This window comes from Clostridium sp. YIM B02551 (assembly GCF_022324735.1).
Classification (GTDB): domain Bacteria; phylum Bacillota; class Clostridia; order Clostridiales; family Clostridiaceae; genus Clostridium_T; species Clostridium_T paridis.
Genome location: NZ_JAKGTF010000001.1, coordinates 487,622 through 508,726 on the forward strand (window position 1 = coordinate 487,622; position 21,105 = coordinate 508,726).

A 21,105-nucleotide genomic window follows, 5' to 3' on the forward strand; every position below is an offset into this window, starting at 1 on the left:
AGGAAATCATAAATTATAATTAAGTAAATTCTAAATAAATATGCTTCATGCTAACAATTAATTATAAAGTGGTGATGATATTTATGACAGTATTTAATAAAATCAGGGGATATGTAAGAAGTAATTCTAAAGAGAAAAATGATATAAATTATTATCTAAATCAAAATTATAAAATAAACCCATTAACAGAATCACTAAGAATATCTATTATTTATGGAGTAGCAGGAGTATTGTGGATAGTCCTATCTGATCAGGCAACAAGTGTTATTGTTTCAAATATTTCAGATTATAAAATTGTTGCAATGTATAAGGGGTGGGTTTATGTAATAATTACAACACTTTTAATTCTTGTTTTAATAGAAAGAAGATTAACGTTATTTAAAAAAGCTATAGAAAAAATTTATAGCAATATGGAGGAGATAAATGAAGTTAATGAAGAACTTATTGTATTGGAGGAAGAATTAAGAGAACAAAATGATCAACTTAAGAAAAGTCAAGATTCTTTAGCAATTAGTGAACAAAGATATGAATTGGCAGTTGAAGGAGCTGATTGTGGAATTTGGGATTGGGATATAGAAAATGGAGTTTACTTCTTTTCAGAAAAGTGGAAAAATTATTTAGGGTATGAAAAAAATGAAATAAGTAATAACTTTGATGCATGGGTATATCTAATACATCCAGATGAAAGAGAAGATGTGATAGAAAAAATCAATGAGTATTTATCTTCTAGGGAAGGGCCTTATGAAAGCATCTATAGAATGAAAAGTAAAAATGGAGAATATAGATGGATATTGAGTAAAGGAAAAGGAATTTGGACAAAGGAAGGCAGGCCGGTAAGAGTTGCTGGTTCACATGCTGATATCACAGAACATAAAATTGCTGATGATAGATTGAATTTTCTTGCTAGGTATGATTCGCTTACAAAATTACCTAATAGACTTTACTTTGAAGAAAAAGTTAATGAGATCATTTATAACTGCAGTGAAAATAGTAGATTTTCGCTAGTTTATATGGATGTGGATAATTTTAAAAATATTAATGATACATTAGGACATGAAACGGGCGACATGTTGTTAAAATATATATCAAGCATATTAATTGAAGAAATCAAAGAACCAAATTTTGCAGGAAGACTTGGTGGAGATGAATTTGCAATCTTATTTAAGAATCCTGAGAATAAAAGAGAAGTTAGGATTAAATTAAACAATATATTAGTTAAGCTAAAAGAGCCTTGGGTTTGTAATAAACATAAGTTCTTCAACTCATATAGTATTGGAATAGCACAGTACCCTGAAAATGGCTGTACTTTATCTACCCTGTTAAAAAATGCAGATATAGCAATGTATAATGTTAAGAAAAATTCAAAAGACAACTTATGTTTTTATACCGAAGCAATGCAGGAGAAAGAACTAAAATATGTTGAGTTAGTAAATGATCTTAGAAGTGCAATTGAAAAGGAAGAATTTAAATTAGTGTATCAACCTATAATAAATTTAAATACATTTGAATTAATAGGGGTAGAAGCATTAATTAGATGGAATCATCCTGTAAAGGGAATTATATCTCCAATGGAATTTATTCCGTTAGCAGAGGAAACAGGGCTAATATTTTATATTGGCAGCTGGGTATTTAAAGCTGCAATGTTACAAAAAAAAGAATGGGAGGAAATGGGACACCACAATATACAAATGTCAGTAAATATTTCGGGAAGTAGAATTACTAGAAAGAGTTTAACTGAAGATATTATAAATATTATAAATGAAGTAGGATTAAAATTTGACGAAATTCAACTAGAGATAACCGAAACAGAGGTAATGAAAGATGTTGATGCTGCAATAGAAGTATTAAATGTTTTAAAAGCTAAAGGGATTAAAATAGCACTAGATGACTTTGGAACAGGATATTCTTCAATAACATACCTGCAAAAATTGCCAATTGATGTAGTTAAAATTGATAAAAGTTTTATAGATGGAGTTTCTCAATCAAAAGAAGATAATATAATCTTAGAGAATATTATAAAGCTTACGCATGACTTAAAATTAAAGGTAGTTGCAGAAGGGATAGAAACAAAGGAGCAACTAGAATTTCTAAAAGATAAAAAATGCAATTATGGGCAAGGTTATTTATTTAGTAAACCAGTTAATAAAGAAGAACTTGATAAATTATTAATGATTTCACAGCTAGTTTACAATTAATACTATTAAAACAATTTTATTACATATTACTTCAATTTTGTATAAAAATGTCTCTTTTTTCGATAAGTACCTCATAGAATATATAAAGTAAATTGCAAGGGAGATAGTGCTCCGGGACCTTTATTTAATGCAGATGTTAGTATAACAAGATTTTATCCTGATGCAGCTGATTCATCTACTGCCACATTAGTTGAATTCTTAAACGGAGTAATTGTTTCAATTTGTAATATTGAAACAATTCAAAGTGATAGCTTAATTGATAATAGTGCAGATAGAATTCCTGATCAGTTAAAAGAGTTATTGGATGCTTCAATTAGAGAAATTCCAGCAGCATGTGTAAATAGTTGTAAGAACCAATTAAGACTTATTTTTGAAGCCCATATAGGTTATGTTGCAACAGATATAGATACACATTCTAATAATAGAATTACTAATGGTACAGTTATCGACACTGGAGCAGGAGTTGCACTTTTAGGTCTAACTAATAATACTGTCAGTGCAGTAGTTAACTTGTGTTTCGTAGGTGATGTAACGTTTGGAGCTCAACCTTAGTTATTGAAAAAAAGATAAATTATATCTATGATAAAAGGTTATGGAATATTTTGTTTCATAACCTTTTAGCTATAAATAAAAATATATAATTTAAGTTTACAAGGATAGAATTTAAAACTATAATAATACTTAAGAAAAGACTTTTGTTAAGTATTGTTGAAAGTCTAAGGAGGAAAGATGTTACAAGTCTCTAATAATACAATTAAAGTAAAGCAAATAAATATTCAGCTAATAAAAAATGCATTAAAAGCCTCAAGTTATGGAACAAAAACTACTATAGCTAAGGCCACAGGACTTAGTATTGCAACCTGCGGAAATATTTTAAATGAACTTTTAGAAAAAGGTGAAGTGCTTGAAATAGACTTAGAGGAATCTAATGGGGGTCGCCCTGCAAGACGTTTTATATATAATGCCGATTACGCATATATTGCATGTATGTATCTTAGAACTGAAGGCAAAGAAAATTCGATAAGTTATGTAATAACAAATTTGCTTGGGGAGAACATTGAAGAGGGAAAGATTATTGTAAAATCAATAAATTTTGAACTTATAGATACTACAATTGAAGAATTGATTATGAGATATGAAAACATAATGGCTTTAGGAATCGGAGTCCCTGGAGTAGTACATGATGGCCATATTGGGGTTTGTGATATCAGTGATTTAGTTAATTTCCCACTTGGAGAAAAGTTGAAAGAAAAATATCAAGTGGAAGTTATTATTGAAAATGATATGAATTTTACTGCTTTTGGTTTCTATGAAAAACAGGAATATGATGAAGATAAAACCTTAGTTTATGCTCTTTTCCCTAAAGATAACTTGCCTGGAGCAGGTATCATAATCGATGGACATATGTTTAAAGGTAATACCAAGTTTGCGGGTGAATTATCCTTTCTGCCTTTTGATATGAAAAGAGAAGAACAACTTATAAAGTTAAATAATAATAGAGATTTTTTAAAGATTGTAGTAAAATCAATTACTTCAATCATTGCTATAATTAATCCTGAAACTATAGTATTAAGTGGTGATTTATTTAAAGGTAATGAACTAGATGAGATTTACAAAGAATGTACAAAGATCATTCCAAAAGAACACATGGCTAATATTTTTATAAAAGAGGATATACATGAAGATTATATGAATGGAATTGTTTCAATTACGTTAGAAAGTTTAAATTATAATATTAAATTAATTGAAAGAAAAATATAAGGTGGAGGGTTAAAAATGAGTTATATAGACTTGCATATGCATTCAAATTACAGTGATGATGGTGAATTTTCACCTAAAACTATAGTGGATTTATGTTTAGAGAAGAAACTAAAATATTTTTCAATTGCAGATCATAATTCTGTAAAAGCAATAAGTGAAGCAAAAAAATATTGTCAGGATAAAAATATAACAATAATACCTGGCATAGAATTAGACTGCACTATTAATGGTGTTAATCTTCATTTATTAGGATATGGAGTTGACTATAATAATCCTATATTTAATGAAATTGAGGAAAATATAATATCTCAAGAGCAATTTGCATCAAAAAAAAGAATGAAGCTTGTTAGAGAACAGGGAATAGAATTTTCAGATGACTATATTAACTCTATTTCAAGAAATGGCGTTGTAAATGGAGAGATGATAGCTGAAGCAGCAATGGAATTTGACAAATATAAGAAAAATCCATTATTAAAACCTTATTATGAAAATGGGGAAAGAAGTGATAATCCTTATGTTAATTTTTATTGGGATTATTGCTCTCAAGGCAAGCCAGCCTATGCAGAAGTTAAGTTTATAAGTCTTAAAGAAGCAATAAACATAATTTTAGAATCAGGAGGGGTACCTGTACTTGCACATCCAAGTAATAATGTTAAAGAAAGAGAAGAATTACTTAAGGAGATCATAGAAAGCGGAATAAAGGGTATGGAAGTTTATAGTAGCTATCATAATAAAGAGCAGACAGAGTACTATAAAGAAAGTGTATTAAAAAATAATTTAATATCAACCTGCGGAAGTGATTTTCACGGAAAAACAAAACCAAGTATCAAGTTAGGAAGTACAGAATGTGAAAATTCTGAAGAAGAGATAATTGAAGGGTTAAGAAAATTTATAAAATTTTAGGTTGTGATGAGAGGTGGGAATAACTATGAATCAAAAAGACAGAATGTTAGCAGGATTGCCCTATAAAGCATGGTTAGATGGATTACCTGAAGAACGAATGGAAAATAAAAAGAAGATATATGAGTATAATCACTGTCACCCAGAAGAAAAAGAGAAAATTGATAAATTAATAAGAGAAATTCTTGGGAAAACAGGTGTATGTATAAATATCGAAGCGCCGTTTCATTGTGACTATGGAAAGAATATAGAGGTTGGAGATAATTTTTTTGCAAACTATAACTGTACAATTTTAGATGTTGGGAAAGTAATTATAGGGGATAATGTGCAATTTGCACCAAATGTCTCTCTATATACTGCAGGACATCCAATACATCCTGACTCAAGAAATTCTGGATATGAATATGGAATAGGTATAACAATAGGAAATAATGTTTGGCTTGGAGGAAATGTTGTAGTAAACCCAGGAGTTCATATCGGAAATAATGTAGTTATTGGCTCTGGAAGCGTTGTAACAAAGGATATTCAAGATAATGTTATAGCAGCAGGAAATCCATGTAAGGTTATTCGTGAAATAACTGAAGATGATCGTAAGTATTACTATAAACAGAACAAATTTGATGTAGATGATTATAACACTTAGGTTGATCCTTAATTAAAAATAGAGCAATATTTAAGTTATACCTTCATGTAGTTAAACATATTTTATAATGTTAACTTATATGGAGGTATTAATGATTACTATAAGTTTATGTATGATTGTAAAAAATGAAGAAAATGTTATATGTAGATGTCTTAATTCCATCAAAGATATTGTAGATGAAATAATAATAGTAGATACTGGTTCATCAGATAAAACTAAAGAAGTAGTAAGAGCTTATACTGATAAAATATATGATTTTAAGTGGATTGATGATTTTTCGGCTGCAAGAAATTTTTCTTTTGAGAAAGCAACTATGGATTATATACTGTGGTTAGATGCTGATGATGTAATGTTAGAGGAAGATAGAAAAAAATTTTTAAAACTAAAAGAAACAATGGCATCTGATATTGATGAAGTAATGATGAAGTATAATGTGGGACTAAATCAAAGAGGGGAAGTGACTTTATCCTATTATAGAGAAAGACTTTCTAAAAGAAGTAAAGGATATAAGTGGCACGAACCAGTTCATGAATACCTTGAAATTAACGGGAAAATAATTAATTCTGATATTTGCATAACACATAAAAAAGAACATGAAAATGAAAAAGGAAGAAATCTAATAATTTATAGAAAGTATCTATCTGAAGGGAAAAAACTTACTATAAGAGGGTTATTTTATTATGCACGAGAGCTTTATTATAATGAATATTATAGTGAGGCAATAGAAAGCTTTAATAAATTTCTAGATTCAAATAAAGGATGGCAAGAAGACAATATAAATGCTTGTTTAGACTTGGCTAAATGCTATAGTAATTTAAATGATAAAAAGAATTGTTTAAGAATTTTATTAAGAAGCTTTGAATATGATACACCAAGAGCTGAGGCATGTTGTAATATTGGCTATTATTATTTTGAAAAAAATGATTATAAAAGAGCAATTTTTTGGTATAAGTTAGCTACAAGCATTGAGAAACCAGAAAGTGGATGGGGATTTATTTATAATGATTACTGGGACTACATTCCACTTATGCAACTGTGCGTATGTTATGATAGGCTAGGAAATATAAATGAAGCTATGAGATATAATAACAAAGCAGCAGAATGTAAACCAAATGATCAAGCAGTACTTTATAATAAAAAATATTTTGAAAGTTTAAAGAGTAAGTAGAAAAAGAGCTAGTTTTTTAGCTCTTTTTTTATTAAATTAACTAGTGAGTGTTGTAGATTTAAATAGAGAATAAATCATATCAACGCCTTTTTCAATATATGAATTTATATCTTTTATACTTTCGTCATAAAGAATTTTATGGCATATATCATCTATGATTAGATTGCAATAATGAAGAAAGATAGCGGAATCTTCTTCACTTTTAAAAGGAATAGACATGATTTCAAAAACTTCGTAAATTTTCTTTGTTCTTTCTATTTCTTGAGCTTCTTTTAAATTTCTAACGTCCTTATCTAATAAAGTTAAGGCATCTAATTCATCATGATAGAGTTTAGAAAAATTGTGATACTGAATCATTAATTTCACAAATACTCTAAATATTTCTTTTACAGCATTTTCGTTTTCTAAATCAATTATCTTATTTTCCATCCAAAAATCTTTCGTAGGATAAATAAATCTGTCAGATACCATTTTTTGAACATGTAAGTAAATGTCTTTTTTATCTTCAAAATATGCGTATACAGAACCGGTAGCAACGCCAGCTTCTTTAGCGATATCTGCAGTAGTAGTGTTATAGTAACCTATTTCGTTGAATAGCTTAAATGAAGCCTGAATAATTTTATCCATCTTTTCTAAAGCTCTTTTTTGTGTTGGTTTTCGTATTCTTCTTTCCATATTATCACCTAATATAATATTAAAATAGCTAAAATGAAAAGTCAATAATATGAAATTTATTTCATGTTATTGACAGGAGAAAATTCTATTGATAATATATGAATATGAAATTAATTTCACATTACAATCTAAGGAGTGTTACCATGAATAGAAAAGAAAAAATTTTAGCATTTATTTCATTAGCAATCGCATGTTTTTTAACCGTTTTGGATGGAACAATAGTAAATGTATCGTTACCTTCTATGGCTAATTATTTCAATACAAACATTACAGGAATTTCTTGGGTTAGCACATCATATTTAATCCCTTTTTCAGCATTACTTATTAATTTTTCTAAAATTGCAGATATTTACGGAAGAAAGAAATTATTTTTAATTGGATTATTTATCTTTGGAATTTCTTCTGTATGTTGTGGTCTTTCAACTTCATTACCAATGATTATATTTTTTAGAATAATTCAAGGTGTAGGGGCAGCTATTTTAACTCCATTAGCAATACCTTTAGGCATTGAACTTTTTGGAAAAGATGCTATGGGAAAATTAGCAATTATTATTGGAATGATTATATCTATTTCAGCTGCATCTGGTCCAGTATTAGGTGGGGTCTTGAATGAAGCTTTTAATTTTAAAGCTATTTTTTATGTGAATATACCTTTCATCTTAATAGCATTATTTTTAGGTGAAAAATATGTAGTTGAATGTTATGATAGAACAATTGAGAAAAAAGTTGATATTGTAGGTTCGATTCTTCTAGCATATGGCTTAGGCGCACTTACATTCTTGTTAGTTAAAGGAAATGAATATGGATGGAGTAGTAATAAAATTATTTTTTTAATGATAACATCACTAGTATCTATAATAATTTTTTTATTATATGAAAGAAAAATTCCTAACGCAATGATAGATTTTAGTTTATTTAAGACAAAAAGCTATACAGCATCAATTATTTTAATTTCAATAATCTTTTTTGCATATATGCCTATTTCATACCTTATGAATTTTTATCTTGAAAATCAACTTGGGTATTCGGTTCTAAAATCAGGGTTAATTATTGGAATAACAAGCGCAACTTCATTTATAATGTCACCAATATTCGCACTAATTTCTAAAAAAACTTCTTCAAGAGTTGTTTCACTCTTCGCAATTGTATTTATTTCCTTAGGAGATTTAATGTTTATATTTATGAATAGTAGCAACAATACTAAAATTATTTATATAGCATTTATTATACTTGGATTAGGTATGGCTTCTACAACGCCACTGTATCAAAGTGCATTTGAAGAGATTTCTCTTGATAAAAATGGAATGGCATCTGGTATACTAAATAGCTTAAGACAATTAACAGCATGTATTGCAATTGCATTAGTTTCTACTTTAAGTACACATTATACAAATATAGCAATTGATAATACAAAAAATAAAATAATAGAAAAAGTAAATGAAAATGTAGTTCTAGAACAAGAAGTTAAGGACACAATCAATGATAAGATTAATGATTCATCAGCTAGCAAAGGAGAAGGCTTTTCAAAAGAAATGGTACACAATATAATATCTATGAAGGAAAAAACGATTTTACCTACAGTTCCACAAAATATGCAAGAGGCGGTATTAAAGAAATTTCAAGCGCAAGAGATTGAAATAAATAAAGTGTTACAAGATATAAACAAAATTAAAGAAGATGAAAGTAATAAAGTTTATAATAAGTGTTACTTGATAACTGGCATAATTGCATTATTTGGATTGTTTGTAGTGCCTTTTAATATTAGAAATGAAAGTAAGAGTGGAAAAAAATCTAATGCCATGGCATAGAATATAAAGAGATATTAGTTTATTGTATATAATAGAAATAATTAACTACTTAAAATTAAAATGTGTTTTAAGATAGGTTTATAATAGTAGTTATAAACCTATTTTTTTTGTTAATTAAAAGGAGGAATGTAAAGTGACACAAGTTTTTAGAAATGATACTATGAAGTTTAAATTAAGACAGTCACCAGTAACTGAGTTCTCTTGGCATACCAGTGAAAGTTTATCAGAACTAGCTAAATCGAAACATATGCAATTTAATGAAAGACTACTTGATCCGGGAAAATATTCATATCCATATCATTTTCATAGAAATTCGGAAGAGTTATTTATAATAATTTCAGGAGAAGTTACACTGAGGACTCCTAAAGAATTCTTAATTTTAAATGAAGGTGATATTGTATTTTTTGAAATGGGGCCAAGCGGAGCACATCAATTATACAATCACACCACTGAACCATGCAAGTTTTTAGATATCAGGACAGTATTTGGGCTAGATGTATGTGAATATCCAGATTCAGGGAAAATCAATATTTTGCCATATGAAGAGATATACGAAAGTAGTGCAAAAGTAGATTATTATAAGGGAGAAGAAAATGTAAAAGATAAATGGTGAATAAATATTAAATTTAATTAGAATTATATACATAGCTTTTATTTAGCTTGAATATTCTAGTTATAAGAATAATAGTATTAAAGAGGCATTATGTACCAATTAATACCAAAACCTTTATCTAAGCTATTTAATTATGTGAGTAGGGATTTCTTAGAAATAGATAAGCTAATTTTAATGAGAGAAGAAGAAATTGTGGACAGTGGTACAAGACAAGGAACTATAGGAGTATCCTTACCAGATGGAGTAGAAAAGAGATGGATTAGAGATCTTGCAGCAATGGAGAAGGAAGCAAAAGATAAAGGTGCATTTTTAAAATCAGAAGTTTCAAATAACGTGTTTGCTAATCAAGATGCAAAAGTGGATAAATTGTTATCAGAGGGTATAAGTATATTAGTAATAGCTCCAACAGATTCAGTTGCTGCAGCTTCAATAGTTGACAAAGCACATAAAGTAAATGTTAAAGTAATTGCCTATGATAGAATAATAAAAAATAGTGATGTTGATTTATACGTAACCTTTGATAGCCAACGAGTTGGAGAAATTCAAGGACAATATCTTACAAAAACTGTTCCAAAAGGTAATTATATTATTTTAACAGGAGATCCTGAAGATAATAATTCGGCACTTTTGTTAAAAGGAGCAATGGAATTTATTCAACCTCTAGTTACGCAAAGAGAAATTAAAATAGTTACAAATATGCCAGTATTAAATTGGGATCCTAAAAATGCATATAAAATAGTAGCTGATTCACTAAAGGCTAATAAAAATAACATAAATGCAATATTAGCACCAAATGATGCAATTGCCGGAGCGGCAATAGATGCATTAAAAGAACAAGGATTAGCAGGAAAAGTTATAGTTACGGGTCAAGATGCTGATGTTGAAGCAGCAAAAAGGATAGTACAAGGAACTCAAGCAATGACTGTTTTCAAAGATACAAGAGCTTTAGGAGCAACAGCAATAGATGCAGCAATAAAACTTTCAGAAGGAAAAGCATTAGATCTAAGTGGTACAACCAATAATGGTAAAATTGAAGTACCATCTATTTTATTGGATTCTGTAGCTGTGACAAAAGATAATTTAGAGGCCATCCTAATAAATAGTGGATTTATTAAAAAATCTGATGTTTTTACTACCTAATAATTTGGGTAGTTTTTTATTTTATTGACATAAAAAGATTATAAAAATGATTCTTAGTTTTTAATATATGAAAACATTCATAGATAAATGATTATTTGAATAAATTTATAAATAAATAATTAGTTTATAGAGGTAATCATGTTCCTAAGTTTACCAAATGAATTTCATGTACCTATTAGGTTTATAAATAAAGACATTTTAGAATTTAATGAAGTATTCTTTAATTTCAGACAAGCACCAATAGGGGTATCCCTACCCTTACAGCAGGAGGAAAGGTGGATTAAAGATTTAGAAGCAATGAAGCAACGGGCTAAAGAAATTGGTGTTTCATTAGATGTCAGACTAGCTAGAGATGAAAATGAGCAAAAAGCACAAGTCGATGAACTGATTATGAAAGGCAGTATTGGAGTTTTAATCATAGCTGCTATTAATCCTTTGGCTTTTGAGAGCTTAGTAGATAAAGCACATAAGTCAAATATTAAAGTGATTGCATATGATAGATTAATAAAAAATAGTGATTTAGATTTATATATTACCTTTAATAATGAAAGAGTTGGAGAACTACAGGGAAGATATTTAATCGAAAAGGTTCCAAAAGGTAACTATATTATCTTATCAGGAGATCCTGAGGATAATAATGCCAAGCTAGTTAAAGAAGGGGCAATGGCATTTATAAATCCGCTTGTAACATTGAGAGATATAAAAATTGTTACAGATAAAGCAGTAGATAATTGGGATCCTAAAATTGCATATGGTTTTGTAAAAGAGGCATTGATTGCTAATAAGAATTCTGTAAATGCAGTGTTAGCACCAAATGATGATATTGCAGGTGGGGCAATAGATGCTTTAAAAGAACAAGGGTTAGCAGGAAAAGTTGCTGTAACTGGTCAGGATGCAGATTTTCAAGCTATTCGTAGAATTATAGAAGGTACACAATCTATGACAGTTTTTAAGGACACAAGGGAGTTGGGAAAAGTAGCCATTGAATCTGCAAAAAAACTAGCACTTGGTGAAGCAATAGATTCGACTGATACTATTAATAATGGTAAAACAGATGTGCAATCTATATTTATTTCACCTACATTGGTAACTAAAGATAACTTAGTTCAAATACTTATAAATAGTGGATACTTAAAAAAAGAAGATGTATATGGAAAGAATAACCTTAAGTAAATCTTAATTAAAAAACTGCCTAACTTAGGCAGTTTTTTAGAAATTCAAACAAGATTTTTATTTAAATGCTTTCAAAACTATAGTAGCATTATGTCCACCAAAACCTAGAGAGTTTGATAGAGCATAAGTTATATCAGTAGATATGCCTTTATTTGGAGTGTAATTTAAATCGCATTCAGGATCCGGAGTATTATAGTTTATTGTAGGAGGTATAAATCCATCTTTAAGTGCTAGAGCAGTTATAATTGCTTCAACTGCACCAGTAGCCCCTAACATATGTCCAGTCATTGATTTTGTAGAACTAATAGGTAATTTATAAGCATATTCACCAAAAACAGTTTTAATAGCAGCTGTTTCATTCTTATCATTAGCTGAAGTAGAAGTACCATGAGCATTTATATAGCCTATCTCTGATGGGTTTATTCCTGCATCATCAATTGCTGTTTTCATTGATCTTGCTGCACCTTCGCCACCCTCTGCTGGTGAAGTAATGTGATAAGCATCATTAGTGCAACCATATCCAACAACCTCAGCAATAATATTGGCACCTCTTTTAATTGCATGTTCGTATTCTTCAAGAATTAGCATTCCAGCACCTTCACCCATGATAAACCCATCTCTCTCTTTATCAAAAGGTCTTGAAGCAGTAGTTGGATCCTCATTTCTAGTCATGGCTTTGCTTGAACAGAAGCCAGCTAAACATAATCTAGTAATTGAGGCTTCAGTACCACCAGCGATTATTGCGTCAGCGTCACCTCTTTGGATAACCTTAAATGCATCTCCTAATGTATTTGTAGAAGTTGCGCAGGCTGTTACTGTACATTCAACAAAACCTTTTGCACCAAATCTTATAGCAATAAGACCAGATGCCATATTGGATATCATCATAGGTACTAAAAATGGACTAACTCTTCCTGGACCTTTTTCAATTAGAGTGTTATATTGATTTTCTAAAGTTTCGATTCCACCAATTCCTGAACCTACAATTACGCCTAGACGTTCTTTGTTGACATTTTCTAAGTCAAGCTTAGAATTCTCTATGGCCATTTGCGCTGCAGCAACAGCGTACTGTGAGAATCTATCCATTCTCCTTATTTCTTTTTTTTCAATATAATTTTCAGGATTAAAATCTTTAATTTCAGCTGCAACTTTTGTAGGCATATCTGAAACATCAACTCTTTCTATTTTACTTATTCCACTTTTTCCTTCTTTTATGTTATTCCAGAATTCTTCAGTTCCCATACCAACAGATGAAACTACACCTGTTCCAGTGATTACTACACGTTTTTTCATTTTATAAACCTCCATCTTATATAAAGTATTAATATTCACATATATTTACACTAAATAAAATATCATATATAATTTATTAAAAATGAACAACAATTGCTTTTTTAAGCATCGATTGAGGTTATTATGATTGATTTAAAGGATACAATAGAAGAATGCATAGAATATATTGAGGATAATATCTACAATAAAATATCTTTAGATGAAATTTCTAAAGAGACTGGAATATCAAAATATTATCTTCATAGAGTATTTAAATCCCTAACAGGCGAGTCTATCATAGAATATGTGCAATCAAGGAAACTTACTTCAAGTATAAATGAATTGGTACATACTAATAAGAGAATTATAGATATTGCAATGGATTATGGCTTTAATTATGAGCAATCTTATATTAGAGCTTTTAAGAAAAAATTTGGACACACACCATTAAAAGTTCGTACAGATGATGTTTCAATGGTACTTACAGAAAAAATAAATATAAATGATATACTTTCTGTGGACAATTCTATAACCTATAAACCTTCTTTTATATTTAAACAAAAATTTAATATTGTAGGTACTGAATATAAGATAATGAGCAAATCTGGAGACAATGCAGCTAATACTTATGGACGTGAGTTCTTTTATAATCGAAAAAATGAAATTGAGAATCCAATAAATTCACACATCTATATTGGATATACAGATTGGAGTCAAAATGATAACGGATATATATACTACATGCCATCTATACAGGTAGCAGATTTAGAACATATACCAAATGGAATGAAAGGTGTAACGATACCTGCAAATAAATATGTTGTATTTAGATTTGTTGGATTTTTTAATCCTGATGAAATTAGGGGAAGACATATAGGAAGAGTTCTAGCTCATTTATATAGAAAATGGATATATAAATCAGAGTTTAAATTTGCAGATTCCTTTAGACTTGAATATATAGATTCATCATTAACAAAAGATAATTATTGTGAACTTGATATTTATCAACCTATAGAATAAATAGAAGTAGCCATTAAAGCTACTTCTATTTTTTACTCTTTAGGAATTTATAATATTTTAAGATTTAGGATACGATTATAAGTTTGAATTATAATCTAAAGATTTAATGGATACCACTAAAGAGTAAAAAAGAAATCAGTCGCCTGCCAAATTATCCTCACATGCGTTTGGAAATGCAGATGCGAGAAAAAAATCAACGGCTCATAATCGCCTTGGCGATTTTTTAACTTTATGAAAATAGAAGCAGGGTGTAATTTATTATGGCATCAGTTCTTTTCTCAAATTTACTGCCTCTAAACCCGAAAACAACTGTTACTTGAACCTCATAGGGGCTTATAACTTGTAACTTACAATCAACTGTACTTCTGAAAAATGGACCTTCTTCATCAGAAAATCCATAATCGATTCCCTGTAGAGCAACGGTTGCTTGGGATACATAGAATGGATATGTTTTATAAGTTTTATTTAATACTCTTCCACCAGAAGTTTTTTCGGAAAACCTAACAGAGTCATTAATTATTCTCATGATATCACCTCATAAAATGTATATGTTTACCTATATAATATTTATACAAGCTGAATAGTATTTTCTAAAAATAAATATGCATAATTATAGGAAAAAAATAAAAAAATATTAGTAAATAAGTACAGGCTTACCTCATAATATATTAATAAGCATTACTAGGAGGCAAGGCTTTGATTATTGTTGCAAATTTATTTGAGCTAATATGCAATTTACCTTTTCTAACAGGATATGTAAACAATAATACTTTTCCAAAACCTCTTTCCGAGGAAGAGGAAGAACTATATTTAAGAAAATTACGTGAAGGTGAAACCTCAGCAAAGTCAATACTTATTGAAAGAAACTTGAGACTTGTGGCACATATAGTAAAGAAGTATTCTGTACAAAACAAGGAGGTTGATGATTTAATCTCAATTGGTACAGTGGGATTAATTAAGGCTATAGAGTCTTTTGATTCAACCAAAGGAACTAGACTTGCTACCTACGCTGCTAGGTGTATAGAAAATGAAATTCTTATGCTTTTTAGAAATAATAAAAAAAACAAGGGAGAAGTATATTTACAGGATCCCATTGGTATTGATAAAGAAGGCAATGAAATTTGTTTAATGGATGTACTAAGTAGTGATAGTGATTCAGTAGTAGAGATTGTTGAAAATAATCTTCAAGTTAAGAGTTTGTACAACAAAATGAGCAAATTTCTAACTTTAAGAGAAAAAGAAATAATTGAAATGAGATATGGACTTCTAGATGGTAAGATAAAAACACAAAGAGAAATAGCTGCTCTCTTAGGTATTTCGAGATCATATGTATCTAGAATAGAAAAAAAAGCTCTGAAAAAATTATATAAGGAAATGAATGGAAGGTACTAGTATAAGGCTAAAATCTTGTGATATATAGTTAGAATTTTCACTTTCGACTTATGGACAAAGTGTAAAAGAACTTTAATTATATAAAAAAACAGATTTTAGCCTTTTATGTTGAAATGGAGATTTTTTTATATGAAAAAAATGTTATAATATACTTAGGGATACTATGCAAATTAGATTGGAGGATATTTATGTATGATTTATTGAATTTATTAAAGGATACTTTAGAAAGGGGAGCATCAGATTTACATTTAACTGTAGGAATACCACCAATAATAAGAGTTAATGGAGAGTTAATTAAAATTGGCAAAGAGCCATTAACACCTGCAGATACAAATAGATTTACAATGGAAATTCTAGAGGATAAATATTCTATATATAGCGAGGCGGGAGAATATGATACCTCATATTCAATTTCAGGTTATGGTAGATTTAGAGTAAATGCCTTTAAGCAAAGAAATTCAGATGCCTTAGCATTAAGAGTTATAGCATTAAAAATACCTACATTAGAAGAATTAAAACATCCTGAGATTGTAAAAACATTAACCGAGAAAAAGAGAGGGTTAGTTCTAGTAACAGGACCTACAGGAAGTGGTAAATCTACTACATTAGCGGCTATGATTAACCAAATAAATAATACAAGAGAAGAACATGTAATTACTTTAGAAGATCCGATTGAGTATTTACATAAACACAAACAATGTATAATAAATCAAAGAGAAATAGGTAAAGATTCTAAAAGTTATGAAAATGCATTAAGGGCAGTTCTTAGAGAAGATCCAGATGTTATTTTAGTAGGTGAGATGAGAGATTTAGAAACTATTGCAATAGCAATAACTGCTGCTGAGACTGGTCATCTTGTATTTTCAACCTTACATACAATAGGTGCAGCTAAGACAATCGATAGAATTGTAGATGTTTTTCCACCACATCAACAGCAGCAAATAAGAATTCAGCTTTCAGCTGTATTACAAGGAATTATTTCTCAACAATTAGTTCCAACAGCGGATAAGAAAGGAAGAGTTGCAGCTCTTGAAGTAATGGTTACTACACCTGGTATTCAAAACTTAATAAGAGAGGGAAAAACTCATCAAATTGAATCTTCTATTCAAACTGGAAGTAAATATGGAATGAAGACCATGGATATGGCTTTATCTGAATTGTATAGAAAAGGAATTATTACGTCAGAAACAGCACTAAGCTACGCAGTAGATAGTGAGACTATAAAGCGAATTATGCTACTATAAAGAATCTTTTGGTAAAACTAAAATTATCCTTGTAAATCATAAGAATTTAAGATAAGATTTACAAGGTGTTTTATTTTTTGGGGATAAATATAGGAAATAGGAAAACAATATTAATATTAGTTTAAATATATAACATTAAGTGGTAATAATCATTTTTTTGTGCTAAAATATGTATGAACTAGGGGGGAGCATTAAATGTATTATATTAAAGGTATCTTTAATTTTATTTCTGTAATATTTTCAAATTTAGTATTCATCATTTCCCTATATTTTTTGTTTCTTTCACTTTTTGGATTATTTAAAAAGAAATCAAAAGGACATAAACCTCCAAAAACTAGCTTTGCCTTAATTGTCGCAGCACATAATGAAGAAAAAGTAATCAAAGGAATAATTGAAAGCTTTAAAAGACTGGATTATCCCAAAGAACTATTTGATATCTTTGTTATAGCAGATAATTGTTCTGACAGAACTGCCGCAATAGCAAGGGAAGCTGGTGCAAAAGTATATGAACGTTTTGATGAAACTAAAAAAGGAAAAGGTTATGCACTTGAATGGATGTTTGACAAGATATTCAAGATGAAAAAACAATATGATTCAGTGGGAGTTTTTGATGCTGATAATTTAGTTAGCAAGAATTTTTTATTAGAGATAAATAATAAATTCATTGATGGATATAAGGTAGTACAAGGATATTTGGATTCAAAGAATCCTAACGATACATGGATTACAGCAAACTATTCAATTTCTTTTTGGCTTTCAAATAGAATGTTCCAGTTAGCAAGAAGCAATGTAGGATTATCTAGCCAACTTGGGGGAACCGGTTTCTGCATCAAGACAGATACTTTAAAGGAGTTAGGCTGGGGAGCAACTTGTCTTACAGAAGATTTAGAGTTTTCATGTAAATTAGTTCTTAATGGACATAAGGTAGGTTGGGCACATGAAGCTGTAGTATATGATGAAAAACCACTAACTTTAGCTCAGTCATGGTCACAACGAAAAAGATGGATGCAAGGATTTGCTGATGTTTCAAGCAGATATTTCTTTAAATTAGTAAAAAAGGGAATTACAGAATTAAACGTAGTAGCTCTGGATTGTGCGTTATATAGTATACAACCAATACTACTTATTTTACTAGGAATAGCTTTAGCATTGAACTTATATAATCAATTTATGATGGTACCTAATATGGTAATAGGAATTATTTCATTTTTAAATTCGGCAAATGCTAATATAACAATATACGGTGGATTGATTCTACTTATATTACAAATATTATATAGTCCCTTTATTCTTGCAATTGAAAAGAAAATTAGTTTTAAGATTATGTTATACTTTATACTTAACCCAATATATTCTTTAACTTGGGTTCCTATTTCAATACAAGGTATAATAGCAAAGAACGATAAAGAATGGTCACATACTGAGCATACTAGAAATATTGATATTACAGAGTTGGAAAAAGTGAACTAAGAATATATTGTAAAAAAACTTGGGAAATCCAAGTTTTTTTTATTTTGATTAAATGGGAATTGTCAATAATTACATGAAGGAATTTAGTGATGAGTGTTGAATATGAATATGTGATGAAGCTTAAGGAGGAATCGACAGTTGAGAAATATAGCATTAATAGGAGTAGACATAGGTTCATACAATATTAGTATTTCATCAGGAATAATAAATTCATTAGGAGAATTAGAAATATTAAATAGTTATAGTCAAGTTTCACAAGGTGTAGTTGCAGGAATAATTGAAGATAAAGAAAGCTTAGCTAAAGTTTTAAAATCATTGTTAGATAAAGCAATTAATGATACAAATCTCAAAGACTATATTATTCAAGTAGGAATAACTTCAAGAGAAAGCAGAATATCTTATAATAATTACGAAAGTCATATTAAAACTGGTGAAGTAAAAGCATCAGATATTAATAAAATTATTGAAAAAGCAAGAGAAAATTTAGTATTAGGACGAAATGAAATAGTAGCTGATACAATAATTCTTGATTATATAATTGATAATAGAAGTATTAAGGAAAATGTTATTGGGTGGAAAAGTAGAAGACTGAAGGCTAATCTTTGTCATATAATCTGCAAAAAAAATATTGTAGATAGTTATATTGAAGTATTTAATTTGATAGGTTATAAAGTAAATAAAATATCACCTGATATAATTTATTCTAGAAAGTTTTTCTTAGAGAATAATTATAATGATACAGCTCTTATTGATATAGGAGACGAAGTATCTGATATTGCTATATATAATAATGACATTCCAAAAGAATTGTTTTCAATTCCTATTGGTGGTAAACAAATTACCAATGATATTTCAATTGGATTGGGGTTGCCAAAAGGGGAAAGCCAAAGAATTAAAGAAATTTATGCCTTTAGTTATAAAACTTTAACAAACTTGGACGATAATATTAATAGTAAAATTGGAACAATAGAAATTGATAAGGTTTTACTAAAGGAAATTATAGAAGCTAGAATTGAAGAAATACTTAAAATTGTAATTTTACAGTTAAAAAAAGCTTCATACTATGATAAAATAAGTAATGTAATAATCTTCGGTGAAGGAATTGTTAATTTTGAGGGCATTAAAGGTTTAGCTAAAACAATTATCGGTAAAAAAATTACAATTACAACAAGAAATAGTCATAATTTACAAAATTCTTCAACTATTTTATCCTTATCTATTGTAAAGGGCGCATATGATGATATAGAATTATTATGTGAGAACTTTAATACATTAGATTTTAAACAAAATGAAATTGAAGCAAATAAGAATTATAAGAATAAGAAATTGAACAAACTTAAAAATATGCTAAAGGGAATTTTCTAAAGGAGGAATAAATTTTGTTAGACTTTGAAGTAGATATACAAGATTTCACAAATATTAAGGTTATAGGTTGCGGCGGTGGCGGTAGTAACGCTGTTAATAGAATGATTGTTGAAGGATTAAAAAATGTTGAATTTTTAGCTATAAATACAGATAAACAAGCACTTATGCTTTCTCATGCAAATCAAAAAATCCAAGTTGGTGAAAAATTAACTAAAGGCCTTGGAGCTGGAGCTAATCCTGAAATCGGTAAAAAGGCAGCTGAAGAAAGTAGAGAAGAAATAGAAGAGGCAATAAAAGGCGCTGATATGGTATTCATTACTGCTGGTATGGGTGGTGGAACAGGTACAGGAGCTGCACCAGTTGTTGCTGAAATTGCAAAATCTCTAGGAATTTTAACTGTAGGAGTTGTAACAAAACCTTTTCCTTTTGAAGGAAGAAGAAGAATGAAGCATGCTGAAATGGGAATTGAGAACCTTAAAGAAAAGGTTGATACATTAGTTATCATTCCTAATGAAAGATTGTTAACTATGGTTGATAAGAAGACAACCTTATTAGATTCTTTCAAACTTGCAGATGATGTATTAAGACAAGGTGTACAAGGTATATCTGACTTAATTACAATTCCAGGTCTTGTAAACTTAGACTTTGCTGACGTTAGGGCGGTAATGTTAGATAAAGGACTTGCACACATGGGTGTAGGTAAGGGAAGTGGAGATAATAGAGCACAAGAAGCTGCTAAACAGGCTATTTCTTCACCTTTACTTGAGACATCAATAGTTGGAGCAACTGGAGTTTTACTTAATGTTACTGGTGGTGCTGATTTAGGATTATTAGAAATTAATGAGGCTGCAGAAATTGTTCAAGATGCTGCAGATCCAGATGCTAATATAATATTTGGAGCTGTAATTGACGAAACATTAAAAGATGAAATTAGAATAACAGTAATCGCTACTGGCTTTGAAGAAGAAGTAAGAAGTATATCAAAAGAGGAAGCTAAAAAAGAAGTAGCTAGTACTATAGTTTCAGAAAAAGCAGAAGAAGAAACAGTAGCTCAACATAAGGTTGAAGAGGATGAGGATGAGATTAACATTCCTACATTCTTAAGAAATAGAAAAAAATAGTTTGAATTTAAAGAACCGTTGTTTAAAATGAACTGCCCCCTGTCAAGTAGACAGGGTAAATAATAAAAAATCATGCTATTAAGGTGTGGCTCCTATATTCAATTGGAGCCATACCTTTTAATTTTTTTTGTAGTCTTTTAGTATT

20 protein-coding genes are annotated in these 21,105 nt (G+C 29.4%); 16 read left to right on the top strand and 4 right to left on the bottom strand.

Annotation, left to right across the window (positions count from 1 at the left end):
- The first annotated feature begins 83 nt into the window (after window positions 1-83).
- The 6 genes from L1S47_RS02640 (at window position 84) to L1S47_RS02665 (ending at window position 6,667) form a co-directional block, all read left to right on the top strand.
- Window positions 84-2,195: a GGDEF domain-containing phosphodiesterase gene (locus tag L1S47_RS02640; protein WP_238881931.1), complete on the top strand. Its 2,112-nt coding sequence runs from the start codon at window positions 84-86 to the stop codon at window positions 2,193-2,195.
- Window positions 2,196-2,495: 300 nt separating this feature from the next.
- Complete coding sequence (locus L1S47_RS02645; RefSeq protein WP_238881932.1) at window positions 2,496-2,747, top strand: hypothetical protein; 252 nt, start codon at window positions 2,496-2,498, stop codon at window positions 2,745-2,747.
- 177 nt (window positions 2,748-2,924) lie between these two features.
- Entirely contained in the window at window positions 2,925-3,956 is a 1,032-nt protein-coding gene (locus L1S47_RS02650; RefSeq protein WP_238881933.1) for an ROK family protein, read from the top strand.
- 15 nt (window positions 3,957-3,971) lie between these two features.
- Window positions 3,972-4,859 carry a PHP domain-containing protein gene (locus L1S47_RS02655; protein WP_238881934.1) on the top strand — a complete coding sequence of 296 codons (888 nt, stop codon included), beginning with the start codon at window positions 3,972-3,974 and terminating at the stop codon, window positions 4,857-4,859.
- A 25-nt stretch (window positions 4,860-4,884) separates the two neighbouring features.
- Window positions 4,885-5,499 (top strand): sugar O-acetyltransferase, encoded by a 615-nt coding sequence (locus L1S47_RS02660; RefSeq protein WP_238881935.1) that lies wholly within the window; start codon window positions 4,885-4,887, stop codon window positions 5,497-5,499.
- A gap of 91 nt (window positions 5,500-5,590) precedes the next feature.
- Window positions 5,591-6,667 carry a glycosyltransferase gene (locus tag L1S47_RS02665; protein ID WP_238881936.1) on the top strand — a complete coding sequence of 359 codons (1,077 nt, stop codon included), beginning with the start codon at window positions 5,591-5,593 and terminating at the stop codon, window positions 6,665-6,667.
- Window positions 6,668-6,703: 36 nt separating this feature from the next.
- Here L1S47_RS02665 and L1S47_RS02670 read toward each other — a convergent pair whose 3' ends face one another.
- The gene (locus tag L1S47_RS02670; RefSeq protein ID WP_238881937.1) at window positions 6,704-7,342 is read right to left on the bottom strand and encodes a TetR/AcrR family transcriptional regulator; all 639 of its coding nucleotides are present in this window, start codon (window positions 7,340-7,342) and stop codon (window positions 6,704-6,706) included.
- Window positions 7,343-7,485: 143 nt separating this feature from the next.
- Here L1S47_RS02670 and L1S47_RS02675 point away from each other — a divergent pair, with 143 nt between their 5' ends.
- From L1S47_RS02675 to L1S47_RS02690, 4 genes are all read left to right on the top strand, one after another.
- Window positions 7,486-9,150: an MFS transporter gene (locus L1S47_RS02675; protein ID WP_238881938.1), complete on the top strand. Its 1,665-nt coding sequence runs from the start codon at window positions 7,486-7,488 to the stop codon at window positions 9,148-9,150.
- A gap of 133 nt (window positions 9,151-9,283) precedes the next feature.
- Entirely contained in the window at window positions 9,284-9,763 is a 480-nt protein-coding gene (locus L1S47_RS02680) for a cupin domain-containing protein (RefSeq protein WP_238881939.1), read from the top strand.
- Window positions 9,764-9,853: 90 nt separating this feature from the next.
- Window positions 9,854-10,903: a sugar ABC transporter substrate-binding protein gene (locus L1S47_RS02685; protein ID WP_238881940.1), complete on the top strand. Its 1,050-nt coding sequence runs from the start codon at window positions 9,854-9,856 to the stop codon at window positions 10,901-10,903.
- 138 nt (window positions 10,904-11,041) lie between these two features.
- Window positions 11,042-12,076 carry a sugar ABC transporter substrate-binding protein gene (locus tag L1S47_RS02690; protein WP_238881942.1) on the top strand — a complete coding sequence of 345 codons (1,035 nt, stop codon included), beginning with the start codon at window positions 11,042-11,044 and terminating at the stop codon, window positions 12,074-12,076.
- Window positions 12,077-12,133: 57 nt separating this feature from the next.
- On the opposite strand, the gene fabF is transcribed toward L1S47_RS02690, so the two are convergent.
- Complete coding sequence (gene fabF, locus L1S47_RS02695) at window positions 12,134-13,369, bottom strand: beta-ketoacyl-ACP synthase II (RefSeq protein ID WP_238881943.1); 1,236 nt, start codon at window positions 13,367-13,369, stop codon at window positions 12,134-12,136.
- A 123-nt stretch (window positions 13,370-13,492) separates the two neighbouring features.
- Between fabF and L1S47_RS02700 the strand changes: the two genes are divergently transcribed.
- Complete coding sequence (locus tag L1S47_RS02700) at window positions 13,493-14,368, top strand: AraC family transcriptional regulator (RefSeq protein ID WP_238881944.1); 876 nt, start codon at window positions 13,493-13,495, stop codon at window positions 14,366-14,368.
- A gap of 229 nt (window positions 14,369-14,597) precedes the next feature.
- On the opposite strand, the gene L1S47_RS02705 is transcribed toward L1S47_RS02700, so the two are convergent.
- Window positions 14,598-14,894: a hypothetical protein gene (locus L1S47_RS02705; RefSeq protein ID WP_238881945.1), complete on the bottom strand. Its 297-nt coding sequence runs from the start codon at window positions 14,892-14,894 to the stop codon at window positions 14,598-14,600.
- 170 nt (window positions 14,895-15,064) lie between these two features.
- Between L1S47_RS02705 and sigK the strand changes: the two genes are divergently transcribed.
- The 5 genes from sigK (at window position 15,065) to ftsZ (ending at window position 20,960) form a co-directional block, all read left to right on the top strand.
- Window positions 15,065-15,760: an RNA polymerase sporulation sigma factor SigK gene (gene sigK, locus L1S47_RS02710; protein WP_202766163.1), complete on the top strand. Its 696-nt coding sequence runs from the start codon at window positions 15,065-15,067 to the stop codon at window positions 15,758-15,760.
- A 188-nt stretch (window positions 15,761-15,948) separates the two neighbouring features.
- Window positions 15,949-17,004, top strand: coding sequence for a type IV pilus twitching motility protein PilT (locus L1S47_RS02715; protein WP_238881947.1), 1,056 nt, complete (start codon window positions 15,949-15,951; stop codon window positions 17,002-17,004).
- A 195-nt stretch (window positions 17,005-17,199) separates the two neighbouring features.
- Window positions 17,200-18,474 (top strand): glycosyltransferase family 2 protein, encoded by a 1,275-nt coding sequence (locus L1S47_RS02720; RefSeq protein WP_238881949.1) that lies wholly within the window; start codon window positions 17,200-17,202, stop codon window positions 18,472-18,474.
- A gap of 138 nt (window positions 18,475-18,612) precedes the next feature.
- Window positions 18,613-19,839 (top strand): cell division FtsA domain-containing protein, encoded by a 1,227-nt coding sequence (locus L1S47_RS02725; protein WP_238881951.1) that lies wholly within the window; start codon window positions 18,613-18,615, stop codon window positions 19,837-19,839.
- Window positions 19,840-19,853: 14 nt separating this feature from the next.
- Window positions 19,854-20,960: a cell division protein FtsZ gene (gene ftsZ / locus L1S47_RS02730; protein ID WP_202766167.1), complete on the top strand. Its 1,107-nt coding sequence runs from the start codon at window positions 19,854-19,856 to the stop codon at window positions 20,958-20,960.
- Window positions 20,961-21,030: 70 nt separating this feature from the next.
- On the opposite strand, the gene L1S47_RS20720 is transcribed toward ftsZ, so the two are convergent.
- Window positions 21,031-21,105, bottom strand: a 75-nt coding sequence (locus tag L1S47_RS20720) for an IS3 family transposase (RefSeq protein ID WP_373689018.1), incomplete at its 5' end; no start/stop codon positions are given.